The organism is Caulobacter sp. SRI_008 (assembly GCF_057586355.1).
Map to the genome: position 1 here is coordinate 89,358 of NZ_JBYCZS010000010.1, position 16,281 is coordinate 105,638.

The 16,281-nt window shown below is 69.8% G+C and carries 16 protein-coding genes; 6 read left to right on the forward strand and 10 right to left on the reverse strand.

Going from position 1 to position 16,281, the window contains the following annotated elements:
- Positions 1-98: 98 nt before the first annotated feature.
- The 3 genes from AC2YHT_RS10925 to miaA form a co-directional block, all read right to left on the reverse strand.
- On the reverse strand, positions 99-146 hold the full coding sequence (locus AC2YHT_RS10925) for a hypothetical protein (RefSeq protein ID WP_370444040.1): 48 nt from the start codon (positions 144-146) through the stop codon (positions 99-101).
- A 117-nt stretch (positions 147-263) separates the two neighbouring features.
- A complete protein-coding gene (locus tag AC2YHT_RS10930) occupies positions 264-746 on the reverse strand; it encodes a CinA family protein (protein ID WP_487289691.1) in 483 nt (160 codons plus the stop codon).
- 32 nt (positions 747-778) lie between these two features.
- Positions 779-1,669 (reverse strand): tRNA (adenosine(37)-N6)-dimethylallyltransferase MiaA, encoded by an 891-nt coding sequence (miaA, locus tag AC2YHT_RS10935; RefSeq protein WP_487289692.1) that lies wholly within the window; start codon positions 1,667-1,669, stop codon positions 779-781.
- Positions 1,670-1,730: 61 nt separating this feature from the next.
- On the opposite strand from miaA, the gene AC2YHT_RS10940 reads away from it, so the two are divergent.
- Genes AC2YHT_RS10940 through AC2YHT_RS10950 form a run of 3 tightly spaced genes read left to right on the forward strand, consistent with a single transcriptional unit; the run spans position 1,731 to position 3,771 of the window.
- Positions 1,731-2,201 carry a hypothetical protein gene (locus AC2YHT_RS10940; protein WP_487289693.1) on the forward strand — a complete coding sequence of 157 codons (471 nt, stop codon included), beginning with the start codon at positions 1,731-1,733 and terminating at the stop codon, positions 2,199-2,201.
- Between the two features lie 59 nt (positions 2,202-2,260).
- Positions 2,261-3,109 carry a phosphoserine phosphatase SerB gene (serB, locus tag AC2YHT_RS10945; RefSeq protein WP_487289695.1) on the forward strand — a complete coding sequence of 283 codons (849 nt, stop codon included), beginning with the start codon at positions 2,261-2,263 and terminating at the stop codon, positions 3,107-3,109.
- Positions 3,106-3,771, forward strand: coding sequence for an HAD family hydrolase (locus tag AC2YHT_RS10950; protein WP_487289697.1), 666 nt, complete (start codon positions 3,106-3,108; stop codon positions 3,769-3,771). Before serB ends, AC2YHT_RS10950 begins: the two co-directional genes overlap by 4 nt.
- Positions 3,772-3,775: 4 nt before the next feature.
- Here the strand turns inward: AC2YHT_RS10950 and AC2YHT_RS10955 are convergent, their stop codons facing one another.
- Both AC2YHT_RS10955 and AC2YHT_RS10960 read right to left on the reverse strand, forming a co-directional pair.
- Positions 3,776-6,118 carry a putative bifunctional diguanylate cyclase/phosphodiesterase gene (locus AC2YHT_RS10955; RefSeq protein WP_487289698.1) on the reverse strand — a complete coding sequence of 781 codons (2,343 nt, stop codon included), beginning with the start codon at positions 6,116-6,118 and terminating at the stop codon, positions 3,776-3,778.
- A gap of 10 nt (positions 6,119-6,128) precedes the next feature.
- On the reverse strand, positions 6,129-6,773 hold the full coding sequence (locus AC2YHT_RS10960) for a cupredoxin domain-containing protein (protein ID WP_487289700.1): 645 nt from the start codon (positions 6,771-6,773) through the stop codon (positions 6,129-6,131).
- Between the two features lie 126 nt (positions 6,774-6,899).
- Between AC2YHT_RS10960 and AC2YHT_RS10965 the strand changes: the two genes are divergently transcribed.
- Together AC2YHT_RS10965 and AC2YHT_RS10970 are read left to right on the forward strand one after the other, a co-directional pair.
- On the forward strand, positions 6,900-7,796 hold the full coding sequence (locus AC2YHT_RS10965; RefSeq protein ID WP_487289701.1) for a DUF3034 family protein: 897 nt from the start codon (positions 6,900-6,902) through the stop codon (positions 7,794-7,796).
- A gap of 12 nt (positions 7,797-7,808) precedes the next feature.
- Entirely contained in the window at positions 7,809-8,327 is a 519-nt protein-coding gene (locus tag AC2YHT_RS10970; RefSeq protein ID WP_487289702.1) for a group I truncated hemoglobin, read from the forward strand.
- A gap of 883 nt (positions 8,328-9,210) precedes the next feature.
- Here AC2YHT_RS10970 and hflC read toward each other — a convergent pair.
- Complete coding sequence (hflC, locus tag AC2YHT_RS10975) at positions 9,211-10,065, reverse strand: protease modulator HflC (protein WP_487289703.1); 855 nt, start codon at positions 10,063-10,065, stop codon at positions 9,211-9,213.
- Positions 10,062-11,153 (reverse strand): FtsH protease activity modulator HflK, encoded by a 1,092-nt coding sequence (gene hflK / locus AC2YHT_RS10980; RefSeq protein WP_487289704.1) that lies wholly within the window; start codon positions 11,151-11,153, stop codon positions 10,062-10,064. Before hflK ends, hflC begins: the two co-directional genes overlap by 4 nt.
- Positions 11,154-11,330: 177 nt before the next feature.
- Here hflK and AC2YHT_RS10985 point away from each other — a divergent pair, with 177 nt between their 5' ends.
- A complete protein-coding gene (locus tag AC2YHT_RS10985) occupies positions 11,331-12,443 on the forward strand; it encodes an Mrp/NBP35 family ATP-binding protein (protein WP_487289705.1) in 1,113 nt (370 codons plus the stop codon).
- A gap of 174 nt (positions 12,444-12,617) precedes the next feature.
- Here the strand turns inward: AC2YHT_RS10985 and AC2YHT_RS10990 are convergent, their stop codons facing one another.
- The 3 genes from AC2YHT_RS10990 to AC2YHT_RS11000 form a co-directional block, all read right to left on the reverse strand.
- A complete protein-coding gene (locus AC2YHT_RS10990; protein WP_487289706.1) occupies positions 12,618-13,919 on the reverse strand; it encodes an outer membrane protein transport protein in 1,302 nt (433 codons plus the stop codon).
- A gap of 337 nt (positions 13,920-14,256) precedes the next feature.
- On the reverse strand, positions 14,257-15,165 hold the full coding sequence (locus tag AC2YHT_RS10995; protein ID WP_487289707.1) for an SDR family NAD(P)-dependent oxidoreductase: 909 nt from the start codon (positions 15,163-15,165) through the stop codon (positions 14,257-14,259).
- 94 nt (positions 15,166-15,259) lie between these two features.
- Positions 15,260-16,270, reverse strand: a complete 1,011-nt coding sequence (locus AC2YHT_RS11000) for an HlyD family secretion protein (protein WP_487289708.1) — start codon at positions 16,268-16,270, stop codon at positions 15,260-15,262.
- Between the last annotated feature and the right edge of the window lie 11 nt (positions 16,271-16,281).

Consider the following 16,281-nt stretch of genomic DNA (forward strand, 5'->3'; position numbering starts at 1 on the left):
ATGGACGTGGAAAGCTGGGCTTTGGGGTGCGGCGAAAAAGAAAAAAGGCCCCGAAGGACCTTTGTGCGCGCGACCGATCTATCAACGTGACTTCGAGGTCACGCCGTGAACGGCCGCTCCATAAGTACGATCATGGTGGTGCGCACGAGTGTTGCTCCAAATGGATGATCGGGGAATGCCATGCTCGCCTGAGGGCGTCAAGGCGCGGTTTGACGCAAGAAACGACCCGTGGCGGATAAGTCGCAACGGGTCTGGCGCGAATTTCAGCCCAACGTCTCGAGAAGCAGGGCAAGAGCTTGCTCGGCGAAGCGCTGCATGTTCGCCTGCCGATCATCCATCCCGGTCTCGATGGTAAGACTGACCTCTCGCTCCTGGCCTACGACCGCGAAACAGGCATGCCCCGCCGCGTCGCCGTAGCGATTGCCCTCCGGCCCGGCGGCGCCGGTCTCCGACAGGCCCCACGTCGCCTTCAGGTTCTTGCCGGCCACGCGGGCCAACAGCAGGGCGTAGGGTTCGCTGGCCGAGCGCAGCCCGTCCATGGCCTTCTGCGGAATGTCCAGCAGGGTGAGGCGCGCCCGGGCGGTGTAGACGACCGCGCCGCCGGCGTAGAACTTCGAGGCCCCGGGCGTCGCCAGTAGCGCCGACGAGATCAGCCCGCCAGCGGAGGACTCGGCGACGGCCACGGTCTCGCCCCGCTCGGTCAGGCGAGCGGCGACGGCGGCGGCGAGGCGGGCGAGTTCGGTCATCGGAAAATCCTGTGGCGGGCTGGTCCAGGCCCTTACGCCAAGTCGCCCGGATCCTGCGAGCCTTTGTGCAGCGGGTCGAGCTTTCGCCAGTCCGGCGTCTGGTTCCTGAACCAGGTGAGCTGGCGCTTGGCGTAGCGGCGGGTCTCCTGGCGGGCGGCGTCGAGGGCCTGCTCGAGGCTGGTCTCGCCGCGCAGATGGGCGGCCAGTTCGCGATAGCCGACGGCCTTGAGGGCGGGCAGGGCGGGATCCAGGCCCCGCGTCTCCATGGCCGCCACCTCTTCGAGCGCGCCGTTCTCGACCATCAGGGCCAGACGCGCGTCGCAGCGGGCGTAGAGTTCGGCGCGGGGCGGGTCGAGGACCACGCCGCTCCATTCGCCGGCCTGCAGGACGGGCCGGGTGTCGGCCTGCCATTCCGACAGCGCCCGGCCGGTGGCCACGGCCACGGCGTGGGCGCGGACCAGCCGCTGGCGATCGCCGCTTTCGATGCGGGCCTCGGCGGCGGGGTCCAGAGGGCGCAGCAGGTCGCGGAACCCCGCCTCGCCCTGGGCGGCGTAGAGCAGGCCGGAGATCTCCCGCTGGCTTTCGGGCACCGGCGGCACCTCGGCTAGGCCGTGGGTCAGGGCGCGGAAGTAGAGGCCGGTGCCGCCGACGACGATGGCGGGACGGCCGCGAGCGGCGATGTCGTGCAGGACCCTGACGGCGGCCGCCTGCCAGCGGCCGACCGACCAGCCGTCGGCCGCGTCGGCGACGCCGAACAGGTGATGCGGCGCGCGGGCTTCCTCCTCGGGCGAGGGGGCGGCGGTCAGCACCCGCAGGCCGGCGTAGATCTGCATGGAGTCGGCGTTGACGATCTCGCCGCCAGTGCGTTCGGCCAGGTCGAGGGCATAGGCCGACTTGCCGCTGGCCGTCGGTCCGGCGATCATCCAAACGCGCGAGTCGTCAGCGAAGGGCGTTGCGACGGTTGCGTATGGGGCGGCTTGGTCCATGAAGCGTACATACATGATTGCGGCCGCGATGGTCGCCTCCCTGACGGCCGGCTCGGCGCTGGCTGCGGTCACGCCCAGCAAGTCCAAGCCCCCTTCGGCCGCCGCCGCCGCCGTGGCGGCCACGCCGGCGCCTGACCTGACGCCTCAGGAGAAGGCCGGCTGCGGCGCGGTGCTGGTGATCCTGGGCAAGGTGGCGACCAGCTATCCGCAGGTCTTCGCCAGCAAGGGCGCCGACGGGCGCGGCATGCAGTTCGTGCTCGAAGCCTTCGGGGCCAAGGGGCGCACGATGATGGACGAGGCCTTCGAGGATGGCGCCGAGAAGGGCGTCAAGGCGAGCAAGGTCTACGAGGACGGGCTCGACTTCCTGTTCGAGAACGTCAAGCCGGCGCCGGGCGAATCCGCCGAGACGGCCGGCAAGCGCGCCGGCGTCGCCCTGCTGCAGCGATGCACCGGGATCGAGGCGGGCTGAGCGGGTTCGCTCTGCAAGTTGCTTGACGGGGCGGGGCGACTGGCTTAGCCGCCCCGTTCATGCACGTCCTGACCCTCGTCGGCCCGGAGGCCGAAACCCTCGCCGCAGCTCTGTCGCTCGGCGAGGTCGTCGCGCTCGGCCCTGACGCGGTCGAGGTGACCTTCGACGCCGATCCGGCCCCGATCCGCGAGCGCGTGATCGCCGCCATCGCCGACAAGCCCGTCGACTTCGCCATCCAGCCGGCCCTGAACCGCAGGAAGCGCCTGCTGATCGCCGACATGGACTCGACGATCATCAACGTCGAATGCCTGGACGAGCTGGCTGACTTCGCCGGGGTCAAGGACAAGGTGTCCGAGATCACCGAGCGCGCCATGCGCGGCGAGCTGGCCTTCGAGGGCGCGCTGCGCGAGCGGGTCGGCATGCTGAAGGGGCTGGCGACCACGGCCCTGCAGACCTGTTTCGACGAGCGCGTGCGGCTCAACCCCGGCGCCGAGACGCTGGTGAAGACCATGGCCGCCCACGGCGCCCGCTGCGCCCTGGTCTCGGGGGGCTTCACCTTCTTCACCAGCCGGGTGGCGGATGCCGCCGGGTTCCACCTGAACCGCGCCAATACGCTGATCGAGGCCGACGACGCCCTGACCGGCGAGGTCGGCGATCCGATCCTCGGCAAGGAGGCCAAGCTGGCCGCCCTCAACGAGGAGACCGCCGCCCTGGGCCTGACTCCCGCCGACGCCCTGGCCGTGGGCGACGGGGCCAACGACCTGGCGATGATCGAGGCCGCCGGCCTGGGCGTCGCCTATCGGGCCAAGCCGATCGTGGCGGCGCGGGCCCACGCCAAGGTCGACCATGCCGACCTGACGGCGCTGCTCTACTTCCAGGGCTATCGCGCCGAGGAGTTCGCCCAGTGAGCTTCCCGCGCCGGGTCGAAGCGGTGGTCTTCGACATGGACGGCCTGCTGCTTGACACCGAGACCGTCTATCGCGCCGCGATGATCGACGCCGGCAAGGTGTTCGGCGCGCCGATCACGGCGGCGACCTACGCCTCGATGGTCGGCAAGACCAATCCCGAGTGCGCGGTGATGCTGCGCGAGCTCTACGGCGAGGACTTCCCCGTGAAGCCGTTCTTCGAGCGGCTGTGGACCGACGTCGAGCTGCTGCTCGAAGCCGAGATCCGGCTGAAGGACGGCGTCGAGGAGATCCTCGATCACCTGGACGACCTGGGTCTGCCGCGCGCCATCGCCACCTCGAACGGCCTGCCGGCGGTGGAGCGGTATCTGGGCCGCTTCGACCTGCTGCCCCGTTTCCACGCGGTGGTCGCCCACCATGACGTGACGCGGCACAAGCCGTTCCCGGACCCGTACCTGCTGGCCGCCGAGCGGCTGGGCGTCGATCCGGCGCTGTGCCTGGCGCTGGAGGATTCCCATCCCGGCGTCCGTGCGGCGCACGGGGCGGGGATGATGACGATCATGGTCCCGGACATCCTCGATCCGACCGAGGAGATGCACGAGAAGTGCGTCCACATCGCCGACAGCCTGCACGTCGTGCTCGACCTGCTGAAGCGGCAGGCCTGAAGGCTCAGGCTTTCTTGGCCTGGGGATCGGCCGCCTCTTCCTCGGCGCCCCAGGCGGTCAGGAACTCGGTCAGGGCCGGCAGGCCCATCGGCCGGGCGATGTGATAGCCTTGGGCGATGTCGCAGCCCATGACCTGCAGCATGGCCAGGGCCTCGCGCGATTCCACGCCCTCGGCGACGACCTTGAGGCCCAGGCTGTGGGCCAGGTCGACGGTCGACTTGACCAGCAGGGCGTCCTTGGCCTCGCGGTCCATGCCCATGACGAAGGCCTTGTCGATCTTCAGCTCGTCGGCGCGGATCTGCTTGAGATAGGCCAGGGACGACAGGCCCGAGCCGTAGTCGTCGATCGACACGGCGACGCCGGCGGCGGCGAACTGCTCCAGCACCTGCAGGGCCACGGCGGCGTTGCCGACCACGGCCGTCTCGGTGATCTCGAAGCACATGCGCGCGCCGGCCTGGGTGACGCGCTCGATGGCCTGACGGGCGAAGCCGAGGTCGTCGATCAGCCGGCCGGAGATGTTGACCGACATCAGCAGGTCGTGGCCGGCGGCGCGCAGCACCTGCTGGTCGGCGATGGCCTGGTCGATGACGTAGTCGGTGAGGGCGCGGATGTGGCCGGTCTCCTCGGCCATGCCGACGAAGAGGTCGGGACCCAGGAAGCCGCGGGTGGGGTGGATCCAGCGCACCAGGGCCTCGGCCCCGGTGATCGCGCCGGTGCGCAGATCCAGCTTGGGCTGGTGGTTGAGGAAGAGGGCGCCGGTGCGCACGGCCTCCAGCATCTCGCTCATCAGGGAGAGGTTGCTGGCCGGGTCGCCATAGGCCGTCTCGTCGAAGGCGGCGGCCTTCTTGCCGGCGTCGCGGGCCTGGTCCAGGGCGATCATCGCCTGTTCGATCAGGCGGTGCGGGTCGCTCTCGCCCTGGCGGCCGGCGGCCAGGCCGTTGCTGACGTGGATGTCCACCAGGTCGCCGCCCAGGCGCACGGGCGCCTCCAGGATCGGCGTCGCCGAGGTCACGACGGCGACCGCCTCGTCTAGATCGGTGAAGCTGGAGACGACGCAGAGGGTCGAGGTGGTCAGGCGCCCGACCATGACGTCGGGATTGTGCGACCGGACCCGCTCGCCGATCTCGACGATCAGTTCGGTGGCCAGGGCGTAGCCGATGGCCCCGCGCACGAAGGTGAAGCGGTCCAGGCCCAGGGCGCCGATGATCACCGGCTGGCTCGGATCGGCGGCCATGCGGGCGGCGATCTCGGTTTCCAGGGCGTGGCGGTTGGCCAGGCCCGTCTCGGCGTCGTGCATGGCCAGGTGGGTGATCCGCGCCTCGCGGTCGCGGATGCCGTCGGCCATGCGGTTGAAGCTCTCGGCCAGGCGGCCGATCTCGTCGCGGGTCTGGACGGCGACCTGCACCTCGCGGCCCTGTTCCAGCTCCCGGGCGGCGGCGTCGAGCTCGGCGATCGGACGGGCGAGACCCCGCGAGAGCATCCAGCTGGCGGCGATCACCAGGGCCGCGCCGACCAGGCCGGCCAGCGCCACGGCGGCCAGCAGCAGCCGATAGGGCGCCAGGGCCAGGGCGAGGGGATAGCGCAGCACCAGGGCCGAGGCGCCGCCGCCCAGCGCCTTCAGCGGCTTGGCCAGCACCAGTTCGTCGCCGGCCGGGCCCTGGACGCGGCCTGGGGCGCCGTCTCCCTTGAGGGTCTTGGCGACGAAGGCGGTGAGGGCGGGGGTCTGGCGGCTGGCGTCCTGGGCGCGCCAGGGCTCGCCGTCGCGCCCCGTCTCGCGACTGAAGACGTCGGCGTCGAGGCGGATCGCCGACAACCGTTCCAGAGCCCGCATCTCGCGGTCATCGAGGCGGACGCCGAACACGACCCAGCCGGTGAGGGTGGGCGACAGGATCGGGGCCGAGATCAGCTGGTAGGGCTCGCCGCCGACCATGAAGACGCCGCCGGCGCCGTCCTCGGCGTCGAGGGCGGTCCACAGGCGCTCGGCGTCGAGTTTGGACGGATCGACGCCGGTCAGCTCGCCGTCGACGTTCATCATCACGGCCAGGTCCAGGCCCATGCGGCCGCGCAGGTTGGCCAGGGCGGACGTGATGGTCGGGGCGTCGCGGGTGGCGACGGCGGCGCGGAAGCCGAAGTCGCGCGACAGCAGGTCGGCGCCGTCGCGCAGGCGCTGGGTGCGCAGCGCCCAGACGCGGTCGAAGACGCCACCGGTGGCGGCCAGCTCCTGGCGCACCGCCTGCTGGGCCGTGGCCGCGATCGTCAGGTAGACGGTGACCGCGATCGCCCCCAGCGCCAGGGCGAAGAGCCCGGCGTAGAGGACGGTCAGCCTGGTCTGCAGACGGTTGAACATCGGGTCGGCCCTAGTGGCTCATCGCCGCCGGGGCGCGCAGCTCGATCGAGACGTCCTGCGAGACCGCGCCGCGCAGGGCGGCGAGCGGGACGGTCTTCTCGTTCTTGGGCGCCCGCAGATAGGGATGCCAGACCTTGACCACGACCGGGCCGTCGGGCGCGCCGCGGATCACGGCCTTGCCCGAGGCGTCGGTCTTGGCGGCGTACTGGGTGTCGACCACCTTGATGAAGCCGACCATCTGGTCGTGGATGTTGCAGCCGATGGCCGCCACGCCGACGGCGGGCATGCGCACGACCCGGTTCTCCTCGCGGCCGTAAAGCTTCAGCTCGAACCTGTTGCCGGCCGAGAACGAATAGACGTGGTGGCGCACCTTATCGAGGTTGGGGAACGAGACCTCGGCGCCGGCCGGGACGATCAGCACGAACGGGTTGAACTGGATGTTCTGCTGGGCGACGCGATAGGGCCAGTCGAACTTGATCGGACCCTTGGTCGGCTGGCCGCCCGGATAGACGGTGACGACGGCGTCGGCCACGGGCTTGCCGTCGCTCCCGCGCACCGAGAGCGTGAGGTCCGCCGCCATGGCGTGCGTCGAGAAAATCGCAACCGAAAATAGTATTGAGGCGATCTTCATCGAGCTGGCGACGATCTTGCGCATGATTTCCCCGAAGCTGATGGACAAATTGTCGCAGCGCTGAAGTCTAACCCTAGGTGAGATGTTCTAACGATTACGTAAAGTCTTGTCCCTAGCGTCGCCCGCATGGATTTCGGGGATCGGGGCGGCATGGGCGGGACGAAGACGGCGGTGCTGGCGGGTGCGTATTGCGCCATGACGCTGGGGTGCGCGCTGTGGGGCGGATCGGCCCTGGCCGGCGAGATGGAGCCCGGCGGCAAGCTGCTGCTGACCGGCGGCGTCAGCGCCCTGGAAGGCGGGGCCGGCGGAGGCCTGTCGACCTGGGCGGTGATCGCCGGCAACGAGACCTCGCGCGGCGTCGGCGGCAAGGTCCACGCCACCTATGTCAACGTGCCCGACTACGAACTGCGCGCCTATGGCGGGGCGGTGGGGCTGTTCGACCGGGTTGAACTGTCGCTCGCCCGCCAGGAGTTCGACACCGGGGCGACGGGCGCCAAGCTGGGGCTCGGCAAGGGCTTCACCTTCAAGCAGGACGTGGTCGGCGTGAAGGTGCGGGTGCTGGGCGACCTGGTCTATGACCAGGACACCTGGGTCCCGCAGGTGGCTGTCGGCGCCCAGTGGAAGAAGAACGACCAGGGCGCGATCGTGCGGGCCGTGGGCGGCAAGGACGACAGCGGCGTCGACTACTACGCGGCCGCCACCAAGCTGCTGCTCGACAAGAGCCTGCTGCTCAACGGCGCGGTGCGGCTGACCAAGGCCAACCAGACCGGCCTGCTGGGCTTCGGCGGCGACAGGAACGACAGCTACCGGGCCCAGTTCGAGGGCTCGGCCGGCTGGCTGGTCAGCAAGCGCCTGGCGCTGGGGGCCGAGTACCGCACCAAGCCCGACAACCTCGGCTTCGCCAAGGAAAGCGACTGGGTCGATGTCTTCGCCGCCTACGCCGTCAACAAGACCGTCTCGGTGACCGTGGCCTATGTCGACCTGGGCGACATCGCCACCTTCAAGGACCAGCGCGGGCTCTATGTCTCGCTGCAGGCCGGCTTCTAGGAGATCGTTCGCATGATCCGTCATAACGCCCTCCGCGCAGCCCTGGCCGCTGGTTTCGCTCTTGGCTTCTCGAGCCTCGCCCAGGCCCAGGACGCCGCCGTTCCGCCCGGCGAGCAGCCGGTCGACCCCTATGTCCAGTCCAACGCCAACGCCGGGGCGGCGCCGATGAGCGACAGGGCGGTGTTCGAGGCCTTCCACGGCCGCGAAGGCCTGGCCCGGATCACCAGCGATCTGGTGGACCGCAACCTCGCCGACCCCCGCATCAAGGACATCTTCGCCACCGCCGACGTCGTGCGCCTGAAGCGGACCCTGACCGAGCAGTTCTGCTACGTGCTGGGCGGCGGCTGCGACTACACCGGCAAGGACATGACCCAGGCCCACAAGGACCAGGGCATCACGCCCCGCGACTTCAACGCCCTGGTCGAGAACCTGCAGTGGGCGATGGACAAGGAAGGCGTGCCCTTCGCCGCCCAGAACAAGCTGCTCGCCAAGCTGGCCCCGATGGCGCGCCAGACGGTGGAGCGGCGGTAGTCGCCTGCGGCGACCCCCTCCGGCCCTCCGGGCCACCTCCCCCAGAGGGGGAGGATCTGGTTGGCGCGGCGCTCTTCAAGATGCTCCCCCTCTGGGGGAGCTGTCGCGGAGCGACTGAGGGGGTAAGCACGGCGCTTCGTCCCCGCGCTTTCGCTGCGAGTGGATGAAGGAGAGCGGAGCGCCCGGGCGACGCCCGGAGGTGTGTAGACAGATACCGTTTCGACGAAGCCTAGACGCTCCGCGCGGTCGTTTGGCTGCCGGCTTCCCGGGCGGCGGCGCTCTTAACGCCTTACCAGGACCATCCGCCGGGTTTCCCGTTTGGACGGCGACGAGGAGAGGGGTGCTCTGTAATCCTCGCCCAAGCCGACGGCGGGCGGGCCTGGCCAGCGCCAGGTCCCGGACGCGACGGATCTTCCCAATCCGCCCCAGTCCCGCTCGATCGCATCCCACCGCCGCATGGTCGCTGGCCGCGCGCCCCTTCGGTGCGGCGAGACGGGGTTATTATGCAGCGGTTCTGGGCGCGTCTGATCCAGGGCGGTGAGAAAGTTGTAAGCGGCTGGATTGGTTGGGGTTTGGTTCGCAGTCGATGGGGATTGGCAGCGCTCGATCCCCGTCAGCGATCCTTCTCCCCCTTGCGGGAGAAGGTGGCGGCCGAAGGCCGACGGATGAGGGGTCTCTCAAACTTGAGACGCATCACCCGGCTTGACCGCCGCAAGCGGTTTTCAGTTCTGAGAGACCCCTCACCCGACCTGCTTCGCAGGCCACCCTCTCCCGCAAGGGGAGAGGGATCAGGCGGCTGCGCTTTCGCGGGGATTTTACGGGAGGGGGCGTAACCGCTTCCCCCTCCGTCTCTCCGCGACACCTCCCCCAGAGGGGGAGGATCTTAACCTGCCGGGCCTTTGTCGAAGTATTTGAAGAAGGCGCTGTCGGGGGAGAGCACCAGGGTGGTGTCGCCCTGGCCCAGCGACTGCTCGTAGGCCTGCATCGAGCGGTAGAAGGCGGCGAACGAGGGGTCGCGGCCGAAGCTGGAGGCGAACAGCTGGGCGCGCTGGGCGTCGGCTTCGCCTCGGATCTTCTCGGCCTCCTCATAGGCGGTGGCGACGATCTCGCGGCGCTGCTGGTCGCCGATGGCGCGCAGTTCGGCGGCCTCCTGCTTGCGGGCCGTCTGCATGCGCTCGAACACCGCCTGCTGGTTGGGCTCGGGCAGGTCGGCGCGCTTGATGCGCACGTCGATGATCTCGAGCCCCAGCTGCGAGCCGGCGACCTGGCGGGCGACCTCGGTGCGGATGTCGGCCATGATCTCGGCGCGCTTGCCGGCGATCACGTCCTCGGAGTTCCGCCGGCCGATCTGCTCGCGCAGGGCGGCGTTGACGATGCGGTCCAGCCGGTCGCGGGCCACGCTCTCGCGGCCGAGCTTGCGGTAGAACTGGCGCGGATCGGAGATGCGGTAGCGGACGAAGGCGTCGACGACGAGCTTCTCCTGGTCGGCGGCCGTGACCTCTTCCTGGTTGGCGGCGATGTCGATGTTGCGCTTGTCGAAGCGCAGCACCTTGTCGATCGGGGCCTTCAGGTGGAGGCCGGGGTCGAGGACCACGCGCACCGGATCGCCGAAGCGCACCACCAGGGCCTGCTGGCGCTGGTCGACCTGGTAGACGGTGGTCGACAGCAGGATCAGGGCGGCGAAGGCCGTGGCGCCGGCCGCGATCAGCGGGGTGTTGGGATTGCGGACGCGGCTCATCGGGCGGCTCCATCGACGGGCGCGGGAGCGACGCGCGGACGGAAGGTGTCGGACGGCAGGATCACCGGGGCGTTGGCGCCCTTGCTGTCGATGATGACCTTGTTGGACTTGGCCAGCACGCGCTGCATGGTCTCGATGTAGAGGCGCTCGCGGGTGACGCCGGGGGCCAGCTTGTACTGCTCGTAGACCTGGTTGAAGCGGGCCGCGTCGCCGGCGGCCTCGCGCACCACCTGCTCGCGGTAGCCCTTGGCCTGCTGGATGACGGTGGCCGCCTCGCCGCGGGCGATGTTGGCCGCCGACTGGGCGTTCTGGGCCGCGCGCTGCACGTCGCGGAAGGCGTCGAGCACCGGGGCGGGGGTTGTGGCGACCTGGATGCGGACGCCTTCGATGCGGACCCCGATGTTGTAGCGGTCCAGAGTCTGCTGCATCAGCGCGCGGGTCTGGCTTTCGACCTGGCCGCGGCCGTTGGTGAGGATCGGGGTCAGGGCGGTCTTGCCGACCACCTCGCGCATGGCGCTTTCGGCCACGTCCTTGATCACGGCGTCGGGGGCGCGGACGTTGAACACGAACTTGCCGGCGTCCGACACGCTCCACTGGATGGTGAAGCTGAGGTCGACGATGTTCTCGTCGCCGGTCAGCATCAGGCGCTCGGCCGGGACTTCCGCGCCGGGCACGCCGCCGACGTCGAGGGTCTGGATCGAGGTGACGGGCACGCGCTCGACGTCCTCGATGGGCCAGGGCAGGCGGTAGCGCAGGCCAGGATCGCTGGTGCGGCTGTAGGCGCCGAAGGTGGTGACTACGCCCTGCTGGTTGGGCTGGACGACATAGACGCCCGACACCAGCCACAGGCCGACCACGGCCGCGGCGCCCAGGGCGATGGCCTTGCCGCGGCCAGGGCCGCCGAAGGTCTCGCGCAGACGACCGGTCAGGCGGTCGACCAGTTCGGCGACGTCGATGGGCGGCGGCGGAACGCCGGGCGGGCCGGGGGGGCGGCGTGTCGGGTCGGACTTGCGCCCGCCGTCGTTCTTGTCGTCGCCCGGCGGGGGCGAGCCCCAGGGGCCGGGTCCGGCGTTGTCGTTCCAGGGCATGGGCGGCGCTGTCTTCCCGTCGCTCGTTCTTGTTGGCGGAGGTTGCGGGCAACCTCCTTGGGCTTGTTGGTGCGGAGGCCGCGGGGCGACCTCCTCAGGCTTGTTGGCTGGCGGGGTTGTAAAACAAACCCCGCACGCGGATATGAGGACCCCCACGCGACAAGGCAAGACACTGACGTGACCGCAAGCTCTTCTGCAACTCCCGATGACGCCCGCGAGGCCCTCGATCGCATCGAGGATCCGGCCACGGGGCTCGGCCTGGTGAAGGCCGGCCTGGTGCAGGGGCTGGTGGTGCGCGAGGGCAAGGCCGGCTTCGTGCTGGAGGTGCCGGCCTCACGCGTGGGCGGCTACGCGCCGGTGCGCGAGGCGGCCGAGAAGGCGCTGGCGGCGCTGCCGGGGATCACCCGGGCCCAGGTGGTGCTGACCGCCCAGGCTCCGGCCGAGACGACCCGGGTGCGCAAGGGCGCGCGGGTGGCCGACGACCCGCAGGCCCAGGTCGCCCCCCCGCCGGCCTCGGAAAAGCCCGCCCACGTGCGCCACGTGATCGCCGTGGCCTCGGGCAAGGGCGGGGTGGGCAAGTCCACCGTCTCGACGAACCTCGCCTGCGCGCTTGCGGGGCTGGGGCTGAAGGTCGGGCTGCTGGACGCCGACATCTACGGTCCCTCGGCGCCCCGGATGATGGGCGTCGACGGCGAGCCGACCTTCGAGGACAAGAAGCTGCTGCCGCTCGAGGCCCACGGCGTGAAGCTGATGTCGATCGGCTTCATGGTCGACGAGGGCCGGGCGATGATCTGGCGCGGGCCGATGGCCTCGTCGGCGGTGCGCCAGCTGATCCACGACGTGGCCTGGGGCTCCGAGGTCGAGCCTCTGGACGTGATGGTGGTCGACCTGCCGCCGGGCACCGGCGATATCCACCTGACCCTGGTGCAGAAGCTGCGCATCGACGGCGTGGTGCTGGTCACCACCCCGCAGGAGATCGCCCTGATCGACGCTCGCCGCGCGGCGGCGATGTTCGCCAAGACCGCGACGCCGATCCTGGGGCTGGTCGAGAACATGGCCTTCTTCGCCGACCCGGCGACCGGCGCGCCGATCCCGATCTTCGGCTCTGGCGGCGGGGTCGCGGAGGCTGAGGCCCTGGGCGTGCCGGTGCTGGCCCAGGTGCCGATCGAGATGGCCGTGCGCGAAGCCGGCGACGCCGGGCGGCCGGTGGTGCTGGCCGCGCCGGACAGCGCGGCGGCCAAGGCGTTCGTGCAGGCGGCCAAGGCGGTTTGGGCGACGGTCGGGGGTTAAAACCCCCTCAGTCGCTTCGCGACAGCTCCCCAGAGGGGGAGCATCTGCGCGGCGTAAATCCTCCCCCTCTGGGGGAGGTGGCCCGGAGGGCCGGAGGGGGTCTCCCCCGGACAAACAAAAAGGCCGCCCGGAGCGATCCGGGCGGCCTTTCCGTTTTCGCAAGGCTGGAAAGCCTTAGAAGGTCCAGCGGACGCCGGTCGAGAGCACGGCGCCCGAACCGGTGGCTTCGCCCTTCAGTACGGTCGTGGTGGCCGCGGCGGTGCCGGCGTACGAGACGTCGGTGCGGGTGATCACGGCCTTGTCGAAGTCGATGTAGCTGGCGCCGACGTCGAGCATCAGGTTCGGCTTGGCGGCCCAGGTGGCGCCGACGGCGTAGAGCATGCGGTCGCCGTCCGGCACGCGGGCGGTGCGGCCGACTTCCGGCGTCGGGGTCGGGTCCTTCTGGACGCCGCCGCGCAGGGTCAGGCGCGGGGTCAGCTGGTGATCGACGCCGATGGCGATGGTGGTGATGTCCTTGTAGTCCTGGTCGATCACGGTGGTGCCCGCGGCGCGGGTGACGCGGATGGCGTCGAACTCGCTCCAGCCGATGCGGCTGACCGAGGCGTTCAGGGTGGTCTTCGGGGTCACGGCCCAGCGGGCGCCGAGGGTGGCCATCCACGGGGTGGTGATGGTGGCTTCACCGTCGAACGAACCGTTGCTGGCGGCCAGGACGCTGCTCAGGCCCGCGATCGTCACCTGGCCCTTCAGGGTGTGTTCGATCTTCGAGCGGTAGCTGGCGCCGACGGTCAGGGTCGAGGTCGGGCGGAACTGGCCGCCGACGGTCCAGCCGTAGTCCCAGCCGTCGCCGGTCAGTGACTGGCGGCCGGTGTCGGCCAGCAGCGGCGAGACCTGCGGCAGGGCGTTGGTCAGGTTCGCATCGGCGTATTCGGCGCTGACGCCGACGCCCAGGTCGATCTGGTCGGTCAGGCGGTAGGCCACCGTGCCCTGGATGTCGATCGAGGTCAGGCGCGACTTCAGGGCGTCGTAGCGGGCGAAGTTGCCTTCACCGTACTTGGTGGTGAAGTTGTACGGGGCGGCGGTCGACAGGCCGACGACGATCTTGTCGTTCAGGCGCCAGGCGCCGGCGAAGTTCGGCAGCAGGCCGTTCAGGATCGGGTTGCTCTCGCGGGTTTCGCCGCTGATGGCGGTGGTCGCCTGGCCCGGACGGGTGATGGTCGAGCCGGTGTTCTTGACGTCCGAGTTGACCAGGATGGCGTGCAGGCCGCCGTAGACTTCGGCGTGCTCGACGCTGGCGATGGCGGCCGGGTTCCACCACAGGCTGGCGGCGCCGGTGTCGGCGACTTCGCCCGAATAGGCGCGGCCCGAACCGCGGACCGATTGTTCCTGCAGGTAGAAGCCCGAGGCCGAGGCTTGCGAGGCGGCGGCGAGGGCGACGACGGCCGCGCCGGCGGCCAGGAGCTTACGCGAGAGAGACATGACTGACGCACCTTCTAAGGGAGCTTGGGGAGGCTGTTCGGTCCGCCAAACGCCTTGCAGCGCTGGAGGTTGCTGTCGCCTCTAACTGATCTTTTCAAAAAACGTTGCTATTTATTCGCTTCGCGGTGAATTTTGTTCATCGCGTCAAAGAAATGGCGGCTTTTAGGTCTCACTCTATTCGTCGTTACGTCAGAAACGCGGCCTTCCCTTAGGTAAAGCCATGTATTCGCCTAAATCGCGAATGGCGCTCTTTTGACAATTTTGTCAGCTTTGAAAAGCGACGGGCGCGAGACCTGGATCCCGCGCCCGCGCCGTAATGCTTTACCTTAGGGAAGCTTCAGCCGCCGGCGAGCTTTCTGAAGAACTTCTGACCCTGCTCGCCGCCGTTGAAATAGGCCTGCTGGCCGGGCTCGGCGGTGATCTGCTCCCAGCTGTCGCGGACTTCCTCGGCCGACAGCCCGCCTTCGCCCAGATAGACGCCTTCGGTCTCGAAGATCCGCGACAGGGCGAAGGCGCCGGCGCCGGCGGTCAGGATCGCGCCAGTCGGGGCGTCTTCCGACACCAGGTAGACGACGCCGGGGGTGACGTATTCCGGCTTCAGCTTCTCCAGCACTTCCGGCGGCATCAGGCCCTCGGTCATGCGGGTGGCGGCCACCGGGCTGATGGCGTTGATCTTGACGTTGTTCTTGGCGCCTTCGAGCTTCAGCGTGTTCATCAGGCCCAGCACCGCCATCTTGGCCGCGCCGTAGTTGGACTGGCCGAAGTTGCCGTACATGCCCGAGGACGAGGTGGTGACGACGATGCGGCCGTAGTTCTGGGCCTTCATGATGTCCCACACGGCCTTGATCGGCTTGAAGGTGCCGAAGACGTGGACCTGGATCACGGCCTCGAAGTCGGCCAGCTCCATCTTGGTCAGGGTCTTGTCGCGCAGGATGCCGGCGTTGGCGACCAGGATGTCGATGCGGCCCCAGGTGTCGATCGTGGTCTTCACGAGGTCGGCGACGCCGGCGTCGTCGGTCACCGAGGCGCCGTGGGCGATGGCCTGCCCGCCGAAGGCCTCGATCTCGGCGACCACGGCCTTGGCCGCGTCGGACGAGCCGCCCGAGCCGTCGACGGATCCGCCCAGGTCGTTGACCACCACCTTGGCCCCGCGCCGGGCCAGCTCCAGGGCGTGCTGACGCCCGAGCCCGCCGCCCGCGCCCGTGACGATCGCCACCTGACCGTCGAAGCGAATGTCGTCCGCCATGCCCTAAGTCTCCCTCAAACGCGTGTTTGGTTTCGCGCGTTTGTGCGGCGGCGGGGAGGGGGCGTCAAGGGCGCCCCCGCCTTGGGCTTCGTCGTCAGGTCTTCTTCGGCTTGGTCAGGCCGCCGGCCACCGGGGCGGTCGGCTTGTCGCGTTTCGCGCCGGCTTTCTTGCCGGGCTTCATGAACTTCACCAGCACGCGCTGGCCGACCAGCAGCGGGGCGCCGTCGGCGCTGACGACGACTTCGACGACGCGTTCGTCGCTGCGCTGGCTGGGGTCGTCGGAGGCCAGCTTGCGGGCGCCGAAGACGGCGGCGCGGCGCAGGACGCGGCCGATGTAGACCTTGTCGGGGTCGCTCTCGGGCTGGATCTCGACCTCTTGGCCGGGCTTCACGTTGGGCAGGTCGGCCTCGACGATCTCGGCGCGGACGATGCGCTGGGTGTCGGGTTCGAGATCGAACATCGAGGTGACGTTGAGGGTCGAGGCGCCGGCGCCGGGATTGGCGTAGCGGCGGGCGATGCGGCCGTTGGCCGGCGCGCGGATCACCGTCAGCTCCTGGGTGAAGTTGGCCTGGCCGACCTGGGCGGTGGCGACGGCGATGGCGGCCTGCTGGGCGCCGATATTGGCCTGGGCCTGGGCGATCTGGTCGCTGGCCTGGTCGAGGCGCTGGGCGGCGACGAAGTTGGAGGCCGACAGGTTCTGCAGGCGCTTGTACTCGCGCTGGGCGGTGCGCAGCTGCACCTGGTGCAGGGCCAGCTGGGCGCGAGCGGAGGCGAGGTTGGCGGCGGCGGTCTGGGCGGCCAGGCGCGGCTCGTCGTCCTCCTGCTTGGCGAGCGGCTGGCCGGCGACCACGACGTCGCCTTCCTGCACGAAGACCTGGCGCACGATGCCCTGGCGGCGCGCGGCCACCTGGATCACGCCGCCCTCGACGTCGGCCTTGCCGTTGGCGATGGCCGCGTAGGGGGAGGGCTCCTCCTGGGCGGCGGCGACCTCCAGCTTCTTCTTTTTCTCGGCTGCCTGGCCCTTCACGTAGAAGAAGCCGCCGCCGAGCAGGCCGATGACGACGATGACGATCCAGAAGGCCGGACGGCGCAGGAACCTGGGCATGTGGAACTTCC